The sequence below is a fragment of the Mesorhizobium sp. M0751 genome (genome assembly GCF_040320265.1).
Classification (GTDB): Bacteria; Pseudomonadota; Alphaproteobacteria; order Rhizobiales; family Rhizobiaceae; genus Mesorhizobium.
Genome location: NZ_JAMYPH010000003.1, coordinates 184,555 through 202,434 on the forward strand (window position 1 = coordinate 184,555; position 17,880 = coordinate 202,434).

Annotated in this window: 19 protein-coding genes; 7 read left to right on the top strand and 12 right to left on the bottom strand. The window is 62.9% G+C overall.

The genetic code is table 11. The features are described 5' to 3' along the window. Positions 1–88: 88 nt before the first annotated feature. Both NKI19_RS06240 and NKI19_RS06245 read right to left on the bottom strand, forming a co-directional pair. On the bottom strand, positions 89–1,087 hold the full coding sequence (locus tag NKI19_RS06240) for an ABC transporter permease (protein ID WP_254820532.1): 999 nt from the start codon (positions 1,085–1,087) through the stop codon (positions 89–91). A gap of 33 nt (positions 1,088–1,120) precedes the next feature. After that, the gene (locus NKI19_RS06245) at positions 1,121–1,861 is read right to left on the bottom strand and encodes an ATP-binding cassette domain-containing protein (RefSeq protein WP_023675804.1); all 741 of its coding nucleotides are present in this window, start codon (positions 1,859–1,861) and stop codon (positions 1,121–1,123) included. 427 nt (positions 1,862–2,288) lie between these two features. On the opposite strand from NKI19_RS06245, the gene NKI19_RS06250 reads away from it, so the two are divergent. From NKI19_RS06250 to NKI19_RS06260, 3 genes are all read left to right on the top strand, one after another. Further along, positions 2,289–3,278 (top strand): sugar-binding protein, encoded by a 990-nt coding sequence (locus tag NKI19_RS06250; protein ID WP_023675805.1) that lies wholly within the window; start codon positions 2,289–2,291, stop codon positions 3,276–3,278. Positions 3,279–3,427: 149 nt separating this feature from the next. Then, complete coding sequence (locus NKI19_RS06255) at positions 3,428–4,207, top strand: FadR/GntR family transcriptional regulator (protein WP_352564321.1); 780 nt, start codon at positions 3,428–3,430, stop codon at positions 4,205–4,207. 285 nt (positions 4,208–4,492) lie between these two features. Then, entirely contained in the window at positions 4,493–4,711 is a 219-nt protein-coding gene (locus NKI19_RS06260; protein ID WP_352564323.1) for a hypothetical protein, read from the top strand. A gap of 250 nt (positions 4,712–4,961) precedes the next feature. Here the strand turns inward: NKI19_RS06260 and NKI19_RS06265 are convergent, their stop codons facing one another. Next, on the bottom strand, positions 4,962–5,900 hold the full coding sequence (locus tag NKI19_RS06265) for an NAD(P)-dependent oxidoreductase (protein WP_352564324.1): 939 nt from the start codon (positions 5,898–5,900) through the stop codon (positions 4,962–4,964). 146 nt (positions 5,901–6,046) lie between these two features. Between NKI19_RS06265 and NKI19_RS06270 the strand changes: the two genes are divergently transcribed. Beyond that, on the top strand, positions 6,047–6,943 hold the full coding sequence (locus tag NKI19_RS06270; RefSeq protein ID WP_352564326.1) for an NAD-dependent epimerase/dehydratase family protein: 897 nt from the start codon (positions 6,047–6,049) through the stop codon (positions 6,941–6,943). 101 nt (positions 6,944–7,044) lie between these two features. Here NKI19_RS06270 and NKI19_RS06275 read toward each other — a convergent pair whose 3' ends face one another. Next, positions 7,045–7,449 carry a VOC family protein gene (locus tag NKI19_RS06275; protein ID WP_352564328.1) on the bottom strand — a complete coding sequence of 135 codons (405 nt, stop codon included), beginning with the start codon at positions 7,447–7,449 and terminating at the stop codon, positions 7,045–7,047. 108 nt (positions 7,450–7,557) lie between these two features. On the opposite strand from NKI19_RS06275, the gene NKI19_RS06280 reads away from it, so the two are divergent. After that, positions 7,558–8,040: a MarR family winged helix-turn-helix transcriptional regulator gene (locus NKI19_RS06280; protein WP_352564330.1), complete on the top strand. Its 483-nt coding sequence runs from the start codon at positions 7,558–7,560 to the stop codon at positions 8,038–8,040. A gap of 152 nt (positions 8,041–8,192) precedes the next feature. Here NKI19_RS06280 and NKI19_RS06285 read toward each other — a convergent pair whose 3' ends face one another. From NKI19_RS06285 to NKI19_RS06295, 3 genes are all read right to left on the bottom strand, one after another. Next, on the bottom strand, positions 8,193–8,681 hold the full coding sequence (locus NKI19_RS06285) for a nucleoside deaminase (RefSeq protein WP_352564331.1): 489 nt from the start codon (positions 8,679–8,681) through the stop codon (positions 8,193–8,195). Between the two features lie 164 nt (positions 8,682–8,845). Then, positions 8,846–9,703, bottom strand: a complete 858-nt coding sequence (locus tag NKI19_RS06290; RefSeq protein ID WP_352564333.1) for an EamA family transporter — start codon at positions 9,701–9,703, stop codon at positions 8,846–8,848. Beyond that, positions 9,700–10,314: a nitroreductase family protein gene (locus tag NKI19_RS06295; RefSeq protein WP_352564335.1), complete on the bottom strand. Its 615-nt coding sequence runs from the start codon at positions 10,312–10,314 to the stop codon at positions 9,700–9,702. Before NKI19_RS06295 ends, NKI19_RS06290 begins: the two co-directional genes overlap by 4 nt. Positions 10,315–10,424: 110 nt before the next feature. Between NKI19_RS06295 and NKI19_RS06300 the strand changes: the two genes are divergently transcribed. Together NKI19_RS06300 and NKI19_RS06305 are read left to right on the top strand one after the other, a co-directional pair. Then, positions 10,425–11,426 carry a LysR family transcriptional regulator gene (locus tag NKI19_RS06300; RefSeq protein ID WP_352564337.1) on the top strand — a complete coding sequence of 334 codons (1,002 nt, stop codon included), beginning with the start codon at positions 10,425–10,427 and terminating at the stop codon, positions 11,424–11,426. A 30-nt stretch (positions 11,427–11,456) separates the two neighbouring features. Beyond that, the gene (locus NKI19_RS06305; protein ID WP_352564339.1) at positions 11,457–12,230 is read left to right on the top strand and encodes a FadR/GntR family transcriptional regulator; all 774 of its coding nucleotides are present in this window, start codon (positions 11,457–11,459) and stop codon (positions 12,228–12,230) included. A 21-nt stretch (positions 12,231–12,251) separates the two neighbouring features. Here NKI19_RS06305 and NKI19_RS06310 read toward each other — a convergent pair whose 3' ends face one another. The 5 genes from NKI19_RS06310 to NKI19_RS06330 all read right to left on the bottom strand — a co-directional run bounded on the left by NKI19_RS06310 (position 12,252) and on the right by NKI19_RS06330 (position 17,523). Beyond that, positions 12,252–13,358, bottom strand: a complete 1,107-nt coding sequence (locus tag NKI19_RS06310; protein ID WP_352564340.1) for a Gfo/Idh/MocA family protein — start codon at positions 13,356–13,358, stop codon at positions 12,252–12,254. A 32-nt stretch (positions 13,359–13,390) separates the two neighbouring features. Then, positions 13,391–14,221, bottom strand: coding sequence for an ATP-binding cassette domain-containing protein (locus NKI19_RS06315; protein ID WP_352564536.1), 831 nt, complete (start codon positions 14,219–14,221; stop codon positions 13,391–13,393). 14 nt (positions 14,222–14,235) lie between these two features. Continuing rightward, a complete protein-coding gene (locus tag NKI19_RS06320) occupies positions 14,236–15,351 on the bottom strand; it encodes an ABC transporter permease (RefSeq protein ID WP_352456268.1) in 1,116 nt (371 codons plus the stop codon). A 148-nt stretch (positions 15,352–15,499) separates the two neighbouring features. Further along, the gene (locus NKI19_RS06325; RefSeq protein ID WP_352516737.1) at positions 15,500–16,468 is read right to left on the bottom strand and encodes a rhizopine catabolism ABC transporter substrate-binding protein; all 969 of its coding nucleotides are present in this window, start codon (positions 16,466–16,468) and stop codon (positions 15,500–15,502) included. An 80-nt stretch (positions 16,469–16,548) separates the two neighbouring features. Further along, entirely contained in the window at positions 16,549–17,523 is a 975-nt protein-coding gene (locus NKI19_RS06330; protein ID WP_352564341.1) for a polysaccharide deacetylase family protein, read from the bottom strand. Between the last annotated feature and the right edge of the window lie 357 nt (positions 17,524–17,880).

Consider the following 17,880-nt stretch of genomic DNA (forward strand, 5'->3'; position numbering starts at 1 on the left):
GGCCGGCGACCAGCGCCAGCGAGGCCTCGAGGCCGGCAATTCGACCGGCGAACGATCTATGATTCAGCGCCGAGATCCGGCCGAAAATTCAGTCGTTGCGCCTGAAATTGCGGATGCGATCGAACAGCACGGCGAGCAGGATGGCGCCGCCGATGAACACGCCTTGCCAGAAGGCATTGATGCCGAGCAGGCCGAGGCTGTTGCGGATGACCTCGATCAGCGCAGCGCCAACGACCGCGCCGAAGGCTGTGCCCATGCCGCCGGCTAGGTTGGCACCGCCGATGACGGTGGCGGCGATCACCTGAAGCTCCATGCCGTTGCCGAGATTGGTGGTGACCGCGCCCAGCCAGCCGGTCTGGATGATGCCGGCAAGGCCAGCCGCCAGTGCCGAGATCATGTAGACGACAACCTTGATCTGGCGCACCGGAACGCCGGTCAGCGTTGCTGCATGCTCGTTGCCGCCGATGGCGAAGATGTGCCGGCCGAATTTCGTCCAGCGCAGCACAAAGCCGGTGATCAACGCCAGCACGATCATGTAAAGCACCGGATTAGCGATGCCGAACACCCAGGCGCCGCCGCCCAGCGCCAGCAGCTTGTCGTGGTCGGGCCCGAACTGGAAGACGACTGTGTTGTTGGAGGCGACCATGGCAAGGCTGCGCGCAATCGACAGCATGCCGAGCGTCACCACGAAGGGCGGAAAGCCGAGATAGGCGATCAGAACCCCGTTGAAGGCGCCGATGATCAGCGCTGTCGCGATTGCAGCGCCAATGCCGATCTCGATGCCGTAGCCGGCATGCATGGTCACGGCCAGCACCATCGAGCACAGGCAAAGCACCGAGCCGACCGACAGGTCGATACCGCCGGTGATGATGACGAAGGTCATGCCGAGCGCCACGATGGCGACGAAGGTGACGTTACGGGTGATGTTGTAGAGGTTCTTGGTCGTGGCGAAGGAATCCGTGGCCACCGACAGGAACAGGCAGGCGAGGATGACCGCGATTACCACCCAGAAGGTCTGGCTGGCAAACACCTTGCTCAGCAAGGTGTGCTGCTTGTGCGCGATCGTCTGATCAAGGGTGACTGCCATTATCGACCTTTTTTACTCTGGTTGAGGCGTCAATCATACCTGTTCGATGGCGCCGGTGATGAGTCCGGTGACTTCTTCCGGCGAACTCGATGCGATCGTCTTGTCGGCGACCTTGCGGCCGCGCCGCATGACGATGACGCGGTCGGCAACGTCAAAGACGTCGGGCATGCGGTGGCTGATCAGCACGACGGCGATGCCCTGGTCGCGCAAATGGCGGATCAGGTTCAGCACCTCGGCGACCTGGCGGACCGAGATCGCCGCGGTCGGCTCGTCCATCAGCACGATCTTGGCCTGCGAAAGCATGGTGCGGGCGATCGCCACCGCCTGCCGCTGGCCACCCGACATTTGTTTGACCAGGTCGCGCGGGCGCGTTTCGGATTTCAGCTCGGCGAAGATTTGGCCGGCACGCTTGTACATGGCGGCATAGTCGAGGATGCGAAGCGGCCCGAGGCCGCGGCGCAATTCACGGCCGAGATAGACGTTGGCGGCGGCCGTCAGATTGTTGCACAGCGCCAGGTCCTGATGGACGATTTCGATGCCGTGCTGGCGCGCCTCGACCGGCTTGTGCAGGATCAGCTCCTTGCCGTCCATCTGCATCGTGCCATGGCTCGGCGGGAAATTGCCGGCGATCATCTTGACCAGCGTCGACTTGCCGGCGCCGTTGTCGCCCATCAGGCCGACAACCTGTCCGGCCTCGATCGACAACGACACGTCGTTGACCGCCTGAATGGCGCCAAAATGCTTCGAGATGTTGGTGAGTTCGAGAACCGCCACCAGCCTTCTTGCCTCCCCGTGCTTTGCGGCCTGCGGTTCTGCCGCGGCCTTTCGCTCTCCCCAGTTCCTCCCGGAAGCAGCGATTTCGCCCATTTACGCATAAGCCTTCTTGGCGTCAACCACGGCTTCTTTCGAAAAATCAGTTTTGTAGGACAAATAGCATTGACGTCGGTGACAAGGCGATATTAGCTAAGTGTCGGAGGAGCTTGCACCGATGTCCCGGGTTGCCGGAAGGAATCGGTGAAGGTTTGTCGGTCAGGGATTTGGTAACCAGCAGTATCTGTCGGTGCCGGTCTGAGACTGAATATGAAAATGCTTATCGACCTGGCTTGGCGACACGAGTGCGACGTCCTCTGTCATCTTGCTCCGGGTCGATCTGTGTGTGGCGGGCACGCGGTGTCCGTTTGTTTCAAAAGGGAGGACTGACATGAGGAAATCACTATTGCTCGCTGCCGCCGCCGTCATGGCGTTGGGTGCCGGGCCGGCCATGGCCAAGAAACAGCTCGTCATCGTCGTGAAGGGTCTCGACAATCCATTCTTCGAGGCCATCCACCAGGGTTGCGAGAAATGGAACAAGGAAAACGCCAGCTCGGAATATGAGTGCTTCTACACCGGACCGGCATCGACCTCGGACGAGGCCGGTGAAGCCCAGATCGTCCAGGACATGCTGAGCAAGCCCGACACGGTGGCGATGGCAATTTCGCCGTCCAACGCGCCATTGATCGCGCAGACGATCAAAAGCGCCAATCCGTCGATCCCGATCATGACCCTCGACGCCGACCTCAGCAAGGAAGACGCGGCGCTGCGCAAGACCTATCTCGGCACCGACAACTACCTGATGGGTCACAAGATCGGCGAATACATCAAGAAGGCCAAGCCGAATGGCGGCAAGATCTGCACCATCGAAGGCAATCCGGCGGCCGACAACATCCTGCGCCGCGCGCAGGGCATGCGTGACGCGCTTTCGGGCAAGGACGGCCTCGCGGCGCTGGCGGGCGAAGGCGGCTGGACGGAAGTTGCCGGCTGCCCGGTGTTCACCAATGACGACGGTGCCAAGGGCGTGCAGGCGATGACCGACATCCTCGCTGCCAATCCCGACCTCGACGCCTTCGGCATCATGGGCGGCTGGCCGCTGTTCGGCGCTCCGCAGCCCTACCGCGACCTGTTCAAGCCGATGGCCGACAAGATCGCCAGCAACGCCTTTGTCATCGGCGCCGCCGACACCATCGGCGACGAGGTGGCGATTGCTCGTGACGGGCTGGTGACCGCACTGGTTGGCCAGCGGCCGTTCGAGATGGGCTACAAGGCGCCCTCGGTGATGATCGACCTGGTCGACGGCAAGCCGGTCGCCGATCCGGTGTTCACCGGCCTCGACGAATGCACCAAGGACACCGTCGACACCTGCATCCAGAAGTAGGTTCGCAGTTTCGGGGCGCCCGTTCAGCGGGCGCCCCGTTACGCATCGTCCATACAAAACGCACGAGGCGACGCTGCTTTGGAGCGTAGGCCGTTGCTTTGTCGTGTCCTGAGTTCAGGCTTTCGACAAGCAGCTGCCGGGGAATACGAATGCCGGACGCGACATCAAAAAAGCGACCCGCCAAGTTGAAGGCCGAGGCTGCGCGGCCGGCCGGCGTTCGGCGTGCCGACGCCGCACACTTTCCCGGCTCGAGCGTGCATGCGTCGCTCGCCAACGAAATCGGGCTGAGGATCGTGCGCGGCGACTATCCGCCGGGAACCATCCTGCCCAACGAAGCCAAATGGTCCGAGACCTTCGACGTCAGCCGCTCGGCGGTGCGCGAAGCCATCAAAATGCTGATGGCGAAAAGCCTGCTTGCGTCGCGCCCGAAGATCGGCAGCTGGGTCGAGCCGAAGGAGCGCTGGAACCTGCTCGATCGCGATGTGCTGGCCTGGTACGCGACCTCGCCGGACCGCGAGGTGTTCCTGAGAACCGTGCAGGAATTCCGCCACATCATCGAGCCGGAGGCCAGCGCTTTTGCCGCGATGCGGCGCACCGACGAGCAGATGGCCGAGATCAGCCAGGCCTGCCGCGAGATGGGCGAAGCGACCAACCTGCAGGAGCGGACGCGCGCCGACACGCGGTTTCACCTCGCCATCCTGCGCGCTTCGGGCAACGATCTGCTGGTGCCGCTCGGCGTGCTGATCGAATCGGCGCTCGATCACCTGTTTGTCTTCGTCACGCGCGAAACCAGCGACCAGCAGCATGCGCAAAGGCTGCACGAGGCGATCGAGAAGAACATCCGCCTGCAGCGGCCCGCCGCAGCCCGCGCCGCGGTACACAGGCTTCTCGCCAACACCGACGATGTCATCGGCCGTTCGCGGCGGTGATTTAGGCGCCGAGGCGGGCGCCAGCCTGGCCCTGCTTTATGTTAGTGATTGGCGAAAGCAGAAGCGTCATCCGATCTCCCCCCTTGCGGGGGAGATGTCCGGTAGGACAGAGGGGGGTGGGAAGGATCGCCAACTTGGCCCTCAGCATTCCAATCGAGATTCAGCATGAGGACTTGACTGCGGCTGGTTCACAGGTCGGCGGGACAGCACCCCCCTCTGCCCTGCCGGGCATCTCCCCCGCAAGGGGGGAGATCGGCAGCTTCGCCGACGGCGCCCTGCTGCGGCATGTTTGAGCGCAAGCTCGCGGCGGTGAAGGAAATCGCGTTTTTTGTGCGACCGCAGCGTATTTTGTTCTTGCTTTGTGCCGGCAGCTATGCTACTAATCTGGCTATGGTGCTGATTGGCCCCGACGGCCCGCCCAACGAGGCGGGTTTTTTATTTCTGGCTTTGAAAGTTTCGGTGTTGCCGAGGACTGAGGGACAGCAAGGCAGGGCAATCGCATAGGGAGTCCCCCTCATCCGGCCGCTTCGCGGCCACTCTCCCCGCTGGGGAGAAGAGCCCTGGCATCAACGCAGGCGACCTCCTCTCCCCTTGGGGAGAGGTCGGATTGTCCCGAATTGCCCTTCGCAATTCGGTTGGCAATCCGGGTGAGGGGGCTCTTGCCGACGTGCGATGGCACTGCCTCAGGGAGGTCGGCAGCTTCGCCGGTGCGCTTACCCCGGAATGTTGCGTGGCCGAAAGCTGATCGGCCGCCTCAGATCGTCTGCTTTTTGCCATCCCTGGTCGGCATGAGATCGACGCCGTTGACCTTGCCGATATGCGTGGCCAGCATCGGCACGTACTGGTCGGCGGGGCCGGCCGCGAAGGCGCCGGCGAAGGCGTTCTTGGTGGCGTTGCCGAGCGGGTTGGCGATGCCGGCAGCACCTGCCATCGATTCGAGATAGGTGAGATCCTTGAAGGCGTTGGCGATGGTGAATTTGTGCGCGTCGCGGTCGCCTTCCAGCGTCCAGCGCATGAAGGTCTGGTAGAAGCCGCAATCCATGCGGCCGTTGCGGATGACGCTGTCGAAGCGCGGCGGCGAGATGCCGACCTTCTGCGCCAGCGCCAGCGCCTCGGAATAGATCGCGGCGTAGCCGAGCGAAATGAAATTGTTGAGCAGCTTCATGCGATGGCCGTCACCGGTGTCGCCGATATGGACGATGCGCCCGGCCCAGGTTTCGAGCACCGGCTTCAGCCGGGAAAAGACCGCGTCGGGCGCGCCGACCATGGCGTCGAGCGTGCCTTCCCAGGCCTCCTTCGGCGTGCGGCTGAGCGGGGCATCGACATAGTCGACGCCGAACCCCTTGAGCTCGGCGGCCAGCGCCACCGTCGAGACAGGATCCGAGGTCGAGCAGTCGACGACAACCGATCCCTGCTTCAGGCCTTCCCTGAGGCCGCCTGGGCCGCGGATGATGGCTTCGACCTCGCGCGAGCCGGTGACGCAGATGAAGACGATATCGGATGCCGCCGCGACGTCGCGCGAGGTCGCCGCTTCCCTGGCGCCGCGGCCGAGCAGGTCTTCGGCCGGCGTGCGGTTCTTGCGGCCGAGAAACGTCAGCGGATAGCCCTTGTCGACGATGTTCTTCGCGATCCCATGGCCCATCAGGCCAAGCCCGATGAAGCCGATCTTTTCGCTCGCAGCGGTCGTGTTCATGTCGTTTCGTCCTATTTTGCAATGATGGATGACGGCGCTGCACCTTGCCGGCGAATTGTTGAAGCGGGTTTTTGCCGCATGCCATGGCAGGCGATTGCAGAGTTCGATATTGTCTGACAATACACATGAATTCCAGGGAGAGCAAAATGACGAAGCGGATCATGTTCACCGGCGGCAGCGGCAAGGCCGGGCGCCACGTCGTGCAGTATCTGGTCGAGCAGGGCTGCCAGGTGCTCAACATCGACACCAAGCCGCTCGATAATCCCAAGGTGCGCACGCTGATCACCGACATCACCGACAGCGGGCAGGTGTTCAATGCGCTGTCGAGCTATATGGGCCTGCATGAATTCGACCCGTCGCTGCGCACGCAGCCGGTCGATGCCGTGGTGCATTTCGCGGCGATCCCGCGCATCATGATCACGCCCGACAACGAGGTGTTCCGCATCAACGCGCTCGGCACCTACAACGTCATCGAGGCGGCGGTGAAGCTCGGCATCCGCAAGGTGGTGATCGCCTCCAGCGAAACGACCTACGGCCTGGTCTTCGCCAATGAGCCACGCGATCCGACGCATTTCCCGCTTGACGAGGAGTACGACGTCGATCCGATGGACAGCTATGCGCTGTCCAAGGTCGTCAACGAGAAGACGGCGCGCGCCTTTGCCCTGCGCAGCGGCTTCGACATTTACGCCTTGCGCATCGGCAACGTCATCGAGCCGCATGAATATTCGCTGTTTCCGAAATGGTTCGCCGATCCGGGTTTCCGCAAGCGCATTGCCTGGAGCTACATCGACGCGCGCGACCTCGGCCAGATCACGCTGCGCGCCATCGAGAAGGATCGGCTCGGCTATCAGGTGTTCAACGCCGCCAATGACGACACCTCGTCCGACCTGCCGACAGCCGAACTGCTGAAGCGGTTTTATCCCGATGTGCCGGTCAAGGGTGAAGTTGGCGAATACGAGACGCTGCTCTCCAACCGCAAGGCGCGGGACATGCTCGGCTTCCGGCCGGAGCACAGCTGGCGGAAATATGTCAAGACGACCTGACGGGCGCAGCTGATGCGGAGCCGGCACTGGGCCAGCACCGAATTGCTGGTCACGACTCCAGGCTCAGGAACCGCTACGGCCGATGCGCCCGCACCCGACGTTCAGGTGTTCGCCGTCGGGTTCATCCACACGATTTCCCAGACGTAGCCATCTGGGTCTTCAATGTGGCGATTATACATGAAGCCAAGATCCTGTGCCGGGTTGGGATCGGCGCGACCGCCCGCCGCAACTGCGCTGGTCAGTGTTGAATCGACGGCGTCGCGGTCATCGACAGTGAGGACGATCATTGCCTGGCTATCGCGCCTTGCGTCGCCGATTGGGCGTGTAGTGAATTCGCGGTAGTGGTCATGGGTCAGCAGCATCACCCCGATCGTGTCCGAGAACATGATCGAGGTGGATTTCTCGCCCGAAAACTGCGGGTTCACAGTGCCGCCTAGCGCCACGTAGAACGCCGTTGACGCCGACAGGTCACGGACAGGCAGGTTCACGAAAATCATTTTGGGCATCGATTTCGCCTTCTCCAGGAATGCGCGCTGCGCTATTATCTTACTATAATGTTAGTAGATGCAATGTATCTTGATTGCAAGATACATTTTGCCGAGGGAATATTTGCCATGGATCGCGCCGAGGCCGCAGCTAAGGAATGGACCCGCGAGCGCCCCGATCTTCCGTTGTTGCCTGTTGAAACGGTAGGTCGTCTGCTTGATGCCGCCGCGCGGGTTATCCGCGATCACATGAACCCGTTGCTCAAAGAAGCAGGCCTGAATGTAGGTGAGTTTGATGTGCTCACGCCGCTCAGGCGCGCCGGTGAACCGTATATGCTCTCACCTACTCAGCTCTACGAATCGGCAATGATCTCCTCGGGCGGCATGACGAGCCGCCTGGACCGGCTGGAGCGCGCCGGGCTGGTTGAACGACGCCCCGATCCCGCCGACCGGCGCGGCAAGCAAATTGCGCTGACGACTGGCGGCAAGCGCGCGATCGACGATTTGATCGGTCCAATGGTGGCGCTGGAAGAGCAATTAATCTCCGTGCTGACGCTGGCGGAGCAGGAAACTCTTAACGCTCTGCTTAAGAAATTGCTGACAGGCCTTTAAATTAGAACGATTTCATCGTTTCACGGAACGCCGAACCGATCTATCTTTTTGTTTTGACGCAAATTCCGGACGGAAAACCGTTTCACACTTTTCCTGGAATTGCATCAGGTGGCAGTCAGTCACCTCTGCCTCTGAATCAACGAGTCCCGACCCTACTTGTCTTTCCAGAATTCGGCCTGGAGTTGCGCCGCTTCATCGGCAAGCAGCGGGCCGATGACCTCAGTCGGACGCTGCCCGGCTTCGAAGACGATCCTGCAGGGCAGGTCGAGTGTGGGATTCTCGACATGTGCGCCCGTCAGCCGCTTGAGGTCGTGTTCGCTCTGCCCAAAGACGACCCGTCCGATGCCCGCCCAATAAATCGTCCCGGAGCACATCGCGCAAGGTTCGGCCGAAGTGTAGAGGGTGCAGGAAGCCAGTTTTTCGAGACTGATATTCATCCCCGCCCAGGAGGCCAGCAGCCTTTCGGCATGAGCGGTGCGGTCGCCCCCGCCGGCTTTGTAACCGTTGGGCTGCTCGCGCAACACATTGCCGTCCTTGTCGGCGAGGAGCGAACCAAAGGGATGTTCGCCGGCATCGCGGGCTTTGCGCGCGACGTCGAACGCCTGACGGAGCAGGCGCTCATCATAGGGGCGTTGTGGCATCGGCAGATCCTCCGCCGCTTGACCATAGTGCCGAACAATCCGCCGACACAAGTCGGCGGCCTAAAGCGCGTCGCGTTCGACCGGCCTCCATGCGACGCGCTTTAGGTTCTTGTTTGATGCATGTCGTAATCGCAAAACCGCTGCACACTTTTGCGCGACATGCATTAGGACTCGTTGCGACTAGGGCGTTGAGCCAGCCAGATGCTGCCGATGACGAAAACGACGCCGGCGATTTGAGGCAAGGTCAGCGTCTGGTCCAGGAATACCCATCCAAGCAGCACGGCGGTCACCGGGCTGAGGAAAAGCAGCGACGACACCACCGCAGATTCCAGTCGCGCAATGCCCCGGAACCAGAGGACGTAAGTCAGCGCCGCGCCGACCAGGCCGAGCCACGCCAGTCCAAGCAGGTTGGCCGCAGTCGGGAACGGGATGGGTGGTTCGAAAAGCACGACCACCGGAACGAGAAGGAGACCGCCGGCAGTCAGTTGCCATGCCGTGAAGGTAAGCAGCGATACTGGCGGTTGCCACTTACGGGCCAATACGCTTCCGAAGGCCATGGAGGCCGCCCCGGCGAGGCCGGCGGCAACGCCGACTAAATCGAGCGTCGCGTTCGGGGTCAGCACCAGCAATGCAACACCGGCGATCCCGACAAGGGCAGCGACGATCGCTAACGGTCGGACGGCGCTGGCAAGCAGGGCAGCGGCAAGGAAAATCACGATCAACGGCTGGACCGACAGTACCGTCGCCGCGACCCCGCCAGGAAGCCGGTAGGCGGCGACAAACAACATGCTCAGGAAGATCGAGATGTTGAGGGCTCCGAGCACGAAACTGCGCAGCCACCAGATGCCCGTCGGCAGTTTCCGGACGATCGCGAGCAGCAGCAATCCGGCGGGCAAGGCCCGCAGCATCGCAACCGTCATCGGCGAGAGGTTCGGCAGGAACTGCGTCGTGACAATATAGGTGCTGCCCCATATCGCGGGTGCAATGGCTGTAAGCAACAGATCGGAACGGTGCGTTTTCATAAGATTTCCAGAACTTCGGCAAGAGGGCGGCGCGGCTTTTGCGGCCAGTTTCCGGGCGTGGCGCGGCCGACCGCGATGAGCATCACCGGCACTTCATTCGTTCCAAGGCCAAACTCGCGGGCCACGCCTTCGGCATCGAAGCCTCCCATAGGACCAGCGACGAGCCCCAGCGCTTCGGCTGCAAAAATCAGCGTTGCAGCGCCAAGCGTTGCCGAGCGCACGGCTTCGTCGCGGGCCGCTCGAGGATCGGCATATTGGGTGCGGGCGCCTTCCTGCCAGCCCGAAGCCATATCCGCCGGCATGAAGCCGGCTTCGACGAAAGGACGCAGCCTGGCATTGAGGGCAGCGTGGTCGGGCAGTACGCCGCAGATGATGAAGGTGACGGCTGCGTCCTGCACCTTGGCCTGGCCGTGGGCCACGCTGCGCAACCGTGCCTTTGCTTCCGGCGTCCGCACGGCGATGAACCGCCAATTCTGAAGGTTGTAGGCGGTTGGCGCGCGCGTTGCGAGGCGTGCCAGTTCCTCGACCTCGGCATCCGTCAACGCGTGCGAGACATCGAACCGATTGGCCGACATGCGTCGCTCGATAAGGGAGATTGTGGGGTTGGTCATCATGTCATTCCGAAATTGAGTAAGCCGTTCGGGAAGCAGATATGGAATTTACCAACAGACGATAATATGTGAGAAATGAAAGACATTGTTTACTGGAAGAGAATGGTGCGATGGATCGCCTGACTGCGTTGCAGGTTTTCCGCCAAGTGGCTGAACTGAACAGCTTTGCCGAAGCCGGGCGGCGGCTCGGCCTCTCGCCTCCGGCGATCAGCAAGAACATCGCCGAGCTGGAGGCGCATCTGGGGGTACGGCTCATCAACCGGACGACGCGGCGCATGGCGCTGACCGAAGAAGGCAGGATCTACCTGGAGCATGTCACGCAGGGGCTCGATGCGCTGGCCAGGGCCGACCAGGTTCTCGGCCCGATCAAGACGGCGCCGAGCGGGACGTTGCGGGTCAGCGCGCCGATGACTGTCACGTTGACGCGGCTTTCGGCTGCCATTCCCGCGTTTCTATCGCGCTATTCCGATTTGAAGCTCGATCTGCATCTTGATGACAGGCGCGTCGACATCGTGCGGGAGGGATTTGACCTGGCCATTCGCGGCAGCGACAATCTCGAGGATTCCAGCCTGGTCGCCAGAAAGCTTGCTGTCATGCCGCACGTGCTTTGCGCAGCTCCGGCCTATTTCGCGACGCATGGCCGGCCCAAAACGCCTGCCGATTTGAAGGCGGCCAATTGCATCCGGTTCAGCCTCTCGGGACATGCGGACATATGGGAGTTCTGCAAGGACGGCCGCAGCGAGCGGATCGCCATCGACGGACGATATTCGGTCTCCTCGAGCCTTGCCGTGCGCGATGCGTTGCGCGCCGGCTTCGGCGTCAGCCTGATCCCCTATCCCTATGTCGAGAGCGATCTGAAAGCAGGCCGGCTGCAATCGGCCCTGGATGACTGGGAAAAGGTCGAAACCACGCTCTACGCGGTCTATCCGGCACGGCAGCATCTCGCCCCGAAAATCCGCGTCTTCCTTGATTTCCTGATCGAGGAATTCTGTCGGGACAAAGAGAAGCCGTTCGTGCCGCTCCGGCGTGAGCGCTCGGCAAAGCGCGGTGTCGGCGAGGCGACGGACGCGGAAAGTCAAACGGAGATATTGCCGTCGATTTCATCTCCTTGACATGCCTCCAAATCCGGACTTTGTGGAGCTATGCAGGACGCGAAGCCGAATAAGCGAAAGACAGCGGCCGAGGCGTTCGCCGAACGCACCAGCGGTGTCCGCCGGGCCGATGCGGCACGCGTGCCGGGGTCGAGCGTGCATGCGTCGCTGGCCAACGAGATCGGGCTGAGGATCGTGCGCGGCGACTATCCGCCGGGAACCATCCTGCCCAACGAAGCCAAATGGTCGGAGACTTTCGACGTCAGTCGCTCGGCGGTGCGCGAGGCGATCAAGATGCTGATGGCCAAGAGCCTGCTTGCGTCACGCCCGAAAATCGGCAGCTGGGTCGAGCCGAAGGAACGCTGGAACCTGCTCGATCGCGATGTGCTGGCCTGGTATGCGACCTCGCCGGACCGCGAGGTGTTCCTGAGAACCGTGCAGGAATTCCGCCACATCATCGAGCCGGAGGCCAGCGCTTTTGCCGCGATGCGGCGCACCGACGAGCAGATGGCCGAGATCAGCCAGGCCTGCCGCGAGATGGGCGAAGCGACCAACCTGCAGGAGCGGACGCGCGCCGACACGCGGTTTCACCTCGCCATCCTGCGCGCTTCGGGCAACGATCTGCTGGTGCCGCTCGGCGTGCTGATCGAATCGGCGTTCGATCATCTGTTCGCTTATACCACGCGGGAACTCGACGATTTGCAGCATGCGCAGCGGCTGCATGAGGCAATCGAGAAGAGCATCCGCCTGCAGCGGCCGGACGCGGCGCGCAATGCGGTGCGCAAGCTGCTGGCCAATACCGACAGCGTCATCAAGTCCCGGTAGCTGCCGTTCGGCTACAGGCACTCAGTCGATGGGTGCGGTCGCCAGATGCCGCTGGGTCAGCCCGATCAGCAAGGCCTGGTCGCGGGCGGCGTGCTCGGGCGGGTTGACGACGGCATCGCCATTGACGATCGCTGCCCAGAAGCCACGCATCTCCTCGACGAAGGCTTCTGCATAGCCGGCACGCAAATCGTTCTTCGACAGCGTGTGACCGTCCGCGGTCGTCACCGTCAGCCGGGTCGGATGATGGTTGAGCCAGGGCGAGGGGAATTCGAGCTCCAGGCTGGCATCGTCGAAAAACAGCGTGATCCGCTCCTTGTAGTCGGCGAGCTTGGGTACGGTGAGGTGGGTCATGGTCCACAGTGCCTGCCCGTCCAAAAGCTTGACGGCGCCGTGGCCGCCGTCGCCATTGGCGAAGATCTGTGCGCCGACGACCTCGCCGTCCGGCACGCCGAGCGCATCGAGCAGGCCATGGACGGCATTGACGTCGTGAATCAAGGCCGAGCTGTAAGCGCCGGTAAATCCACGGAAAGCGAGATCGGTCAGATGCACGCCGACGGCCTCTTCGACCTGGCGCTTCTGCCTGGCGGCGACGGCGGCGATCATGTCCTTGGGTATATCGGTGCCGCGCCTGTAGGGCTGATGGGCAATGAACGGCCAGGCGTCGGGATCGTTTACCTCCACCGAGACCGAACGCAGTGTGCTTGATGTGCCTGGCAGCGAAGCGAGCGCCAGCCGATAGCTCGGGTCGAAGCGCTTCATGTAGCCGACTTGCATGACTTTCCTGGCGGCATCGCGCGCGGCGACGATCTCCAGGATTTCCGCCGGCGAATAGCAGAGCGGCTTTTCGCAAAAGACATGCAGGCCGCGCGCCAGCGCCGCCAGCACCTGTTCGTGGTGCAGCGGGTCCGGTGAGCCGATCACCACCGCGTCGAGGCGCTGGTCGAAGAGCTGGTCGATCGTTTCGAAATTGGCAACGCCATGGGTGTCGGTGACGAACTGCCGCGAAATCCTCGAGGGATCGGCGACCCCGACGACCTCGAACAATTCACCGAGGCGCAGCAGATTGGGGATATGCTCGACCTGCGAGATCATGCCGGCGCCGACGACCCCGACGCGTATCCTGCTCATGCCATCATTCCCCGCAATGTCCTGATGTCAGCTCAAGGCGCCGCAGGCGGCCGGTTGCCGATCTGGGCGAGCAGGCCGGCAATCTCCGCCTCGACCGCTTTCAAATCCTCGCCGCCCGACATGATCGAGATGACCTCATCGCGCGAAATCTCGGACTTGGCGTAGGTGCCGCGATTGCGGCCGCGGTTGAGCAGCGTGAAGGTGTCGCCGACCGGATAGGCATGGTGGATGTTGTGGCTGATGAAGATCACGGCCAAGCCCCGCATGCGTGCTTCGATGATGAACTTCAGCACCATCGCCGCCTGGTGGACGCCGAGCGCGGAGGTCGGCTCGTCGAGGATCAGCACGCGCGCGCCAAAATGCACGGCGCGGGCGATCGCCACCGACTGGCGCTCGCCGCCCGACAGCGTGCCGACGGCTTGCGTCGGATCGCGCACGTCGATGCCGATATCGGCCATCGCCTGCCTGGCGATGGTGTTGGCGCGCTCCTTGTCGATGCGCGAGAAGGGCAGGCTGCTTTTGGTCGGCTCGCGGCCGAGGAAGAAGTTGCGGGTAATCGACATCAGCGAGATCATGCCGAGGTCCTGGAATACCGTTGCCACGCCGAGCTCCTGCGCGTCGCGCGGGCTGCGGAAGGTGACCGGTCTGCCGTCGACCAGGATTTCGCCCTTGCTCGGCCGGTAGACGCCCGACAGAACCTTGATCAGCGTCGACTTGCCGGCGCCGTTGTCGCCGAGCAGGCAGTGGACCTCGCCCGGATAGACCTTGATGTCGATGTCCTGGAGCGCGCGCACCGAGCCGAAATTGACGCTGACGCCGCGCAGTTCCATTGCCGGTTCGGTCGTTCGGGCCGGTTCGCTCATTTGGGCTGGCGCAGTCATTTGCCACCTCCGCGGCCGAGCGCCTTCAGCCTGATGTAGTTGTTGACCAGCACGGCCATCAGGATGACGATGCCGAGGAAGACCTTGAACCAGTCGGTGTCGATGCCGGTGTAGAAGATGCCCATCTGCACCAGCCCGAAGATCAGCGCGCCGAACAGCACGCCATAGACGGTGCCGTAGCCGCCGGTGAGCAGCACGCCGCCGATGACAGCGGCGATGATCGCCTCGAATTCCTTGAGCAGGCCGCGCGTGGTGTCGGCGGAGCCCGCCTCCATCACCTGGATGGTGGCGAGCAGCGTCGCCGCGCAGGCGGTGTAGACGAACAGGCTGATCTTGACGCGATCGACCGGCACGCCGACGTTGCGGGCTGCGATCAGGTCGCCGCCGGTAGCGAAGATCCAGTTGCCATATTTCGTCTGGGTGAGCACGTAGCCGGCCAGCGCCGTCAGGCCGAGCCACCAGACGATCGACATCGGAATGCCGGCGACGAAGGGAATGCCGTCGCTGCGGGTGGCGATCCAGCCTTGCGCGCCCATCCAGTGGAACAGGCCGGTGAGCAGATGACCGTTGAAAATGCCGGCCGTCGCCGGGTCCGGTGCGCCTTCGAGGATGTAGGGGATCTGGGTGCGCCCGGTGACGGCGCGGGTGATGCCGATCGACAGTCCGCGCAGGATATAGAGCGTGGCGAGCGTGACGATGAAGGAGGGCAGGCGCGTCTTCACCACGATCAGGCCATTGAGATAGCCGGTGAGGATGGCAACGGCGAAGGCACAGGCGATGCCGCCCCATAGCGGCAGGCCCCAGTACTTCACCGTCAGCCCGATGACGACACCGGCAAAGCCGACCATTGAGCCGACCGAAAGGTCGAACTCGCCGGCGATGATGAGGAGTGCCGCCGCGGTGGCGACGATGCCGAGCTCCGCCGACAGCGTCAGGAAGGTCATCGATCCCTGCAGCGAATAGAGGTTCGCCGCGCCTGGCAGCAGGGCAAAGATGATGATCGTCGCAAGCAGCCCACCGGCAGCACCGGCTTCCGGCCGGCGCAGCCACTGGGTCAGCTTGCCGGTGCTGGCCAGCCGCTCGTCGGCGCCGGCGGCCCGCTTCGACGTCATGCCGAAGCGGTCGGCCGCCTTCAGTTCGCCCGGAGGTATCGCCTTGTCTTCCACGACCGCCATTAGGCTCTCCAATCGCTCAATTCGCAATCTTCGAACGGATCGGGAGAGCGCTTGGCGCATTCTCCCGTTCCGTCGGAGCGCTTGCCTAGCGGATGCCCTCTTTGGCGAGCGCCAGGATCGCCTTGGCTTTTTCCGGCGAGTCTATGAACAGCGGTCCGGTATAGGCGTTGTTCTGCGGCCAGAAGCCATGCGTCGCCTGCTCGACCAGATAGATCACCGGCAGGTAGCCCATCAGATATTGCTGGGCGTCCATGCCGAAGCCCATTTCGCCGGCGACGACAGAGTCGAGGACCTCCGGGCTGATGTCGAAGGTGTAGAGCTTGAGCTTGCCGAACAGTTCCTTGTCGCGGAACATCGGGATCAGCGGGTTGGCGGCGGTGGCGCCGAGCGCGAAGACGGCCTGCGTATCGGGATGCGCCGACAGATAGGCTTCGGTGCGGCGCTGGATATCGGCGGGATCCGGCGCCACGGCCAGAACCTCGGTGCCGCCGCCGGAGGGCTTCAGCCCGTCATTGAGGCCTTGGCAGCGCTGGTCGAGGCTGACATTGCCGACCTCGTGGTTGATGCAGACGACCTTCAGCGTGCCTTCCTTGGCCAGCCGCTCGCCGGCCTTCTTGCCGGAATCATATTCGGAAACGGTGCCGACATAGAGCGTCGTGCCGAGCTCGGCGCCTTCCTTCTCGCCGGAATCCAGAACCACCATGGGAATATTGGCGGCAAGCCCGGATTTGACCGATTTGCCGAGTGCATTGGCGTCGGCGATGGAGACGGCGATACCGTCCGGCTTGGTGGCGATGGCGGCGTCCAGAAGCCGGGCCTGCTCGACCACGTCGAAGACCTGCGGCGCGTAATATTCGACCTTGGCGCCGGTGAGGGCGGCCGCGTCATCGACGCCGCGCTTGACCACCGACCAATAGGGATCGGACGCCGACCCGTGCACCACGAAGGTGATGCGGACGTCCTTCGGATCCTTGAGGCCCGCGGCATGCGCGATACCTGTCATCAGGCCCGCCGAGACGAAGGCGCCCAATGCCACTTTCAGAAGAGCTTTCATCTTATTCTCCCATTTATCGTTGCAGTTCCAATCCCTTGTCCAATCCCTCTGGCGCCGTTTTTCCGGCCGCGACGATCGGCTCATGTCGCGGATCGGGTGGCCGCTTTGCGGGCCTTTGCCGACGCCAATCGCTGTTCGCCCGCGCTGCTGCCGCGGGCCGTTGTTGATGCTCGCCCGGCCGAGAGCGTGGCGCGAAGCTCCTCGCGCAACGGTTTCATGCCGATGACGTCGATTGGCTGTGCGGCGAGCCAGTCGCGAAAGCCCTGGTCGCGGAACAGCTCGTACTCTTCGGTGCGGACATAGGCGGAGCGCGGCTCGATCAGCTCGAGTTCACCGGGCGCGTTGCAATGCAGGCAAAAGAAGGTCAGGCCCTCGCGCACACCCTCGATGAGCGCTTTGTAAGCGGGCCCGATCGGCCTGGAACGCGGCCGGCCCCAGGTCGTCTGGATGGCGGCGTCGAAAATGGCAAAGCCGCCGGCGCGGGCCAGCGCCACGCCGCGCTGGAACGCCTCCTCGGTAACCCCGACCAGATTGTCGTTGGGGGAATAGGCGGACAGGGTCTTGGTCAGCAGCACGGGCAGCTGATATTCGAGCCCGAGCTTGATGTAGATGTCGCAAAATTCCGGCGACAATGCCGCGCCCATATGCGCGTCGAGATGGGTGACGTCGATGCCGGCGCGATAGGCGGTGTCGATCTGGGCCCGAAGCTCGGCCTCGACCGCCTGCGGCACCGCCTTGCGGCGCGTGGTCGCCACATCGGGCCACAAGAAGCCGAACTCGTCGGTCAGGCCCGCCGCCCGCGACGGCGCGGTCAACGGCCGCCATTTGTAATGCTGCTTCTCGCTGTTCAGTGTCAGGTGAACGCCAAGGTCAAGGGCAGGGTTGGCTGCAGCGCTCTCGGCCATTTCGAGGAACCAGGGGCACGGCACCATCACCGCGCCGGAACTGCAGACACCCAGCCCGCTCAATTCGAGGAAGGCGCTGTTGGCGCCGTGGCACATGCCGACATCGTCCTCGTGGAGCACGATCCGTTTGCTGGAGCCGGCGGCGTTCACGAATGGCCGCCTTCCCGCCGGCATACCGGCTTCGGGGGTCTTCCAAAGTGTGTCCCGTCTTTCATGGAACCAACCGTTTGCCCAACTGGCCGGAATGGAACGCCGAAACCTGCCTTTCCGACAGGGCCACTTTGGCGAATTCGGATGGGTACAATTTGCCTGCCGGCTGAGACACTTAGCTGCCGATTTCCCCAATCAGGGTTCAAAACCAGTCATAGGAACCGTCTTCCGGGCGCAGATGGCTTGGTCGAATAGCGGCGGAGTGGTTCTTTCAAACTGTGCCGACAAGCCTACAGCTGTCCACACCATCAAGCGACCACATTATCAAGTGACCCAAACTACCAAGTAACTTGGAGG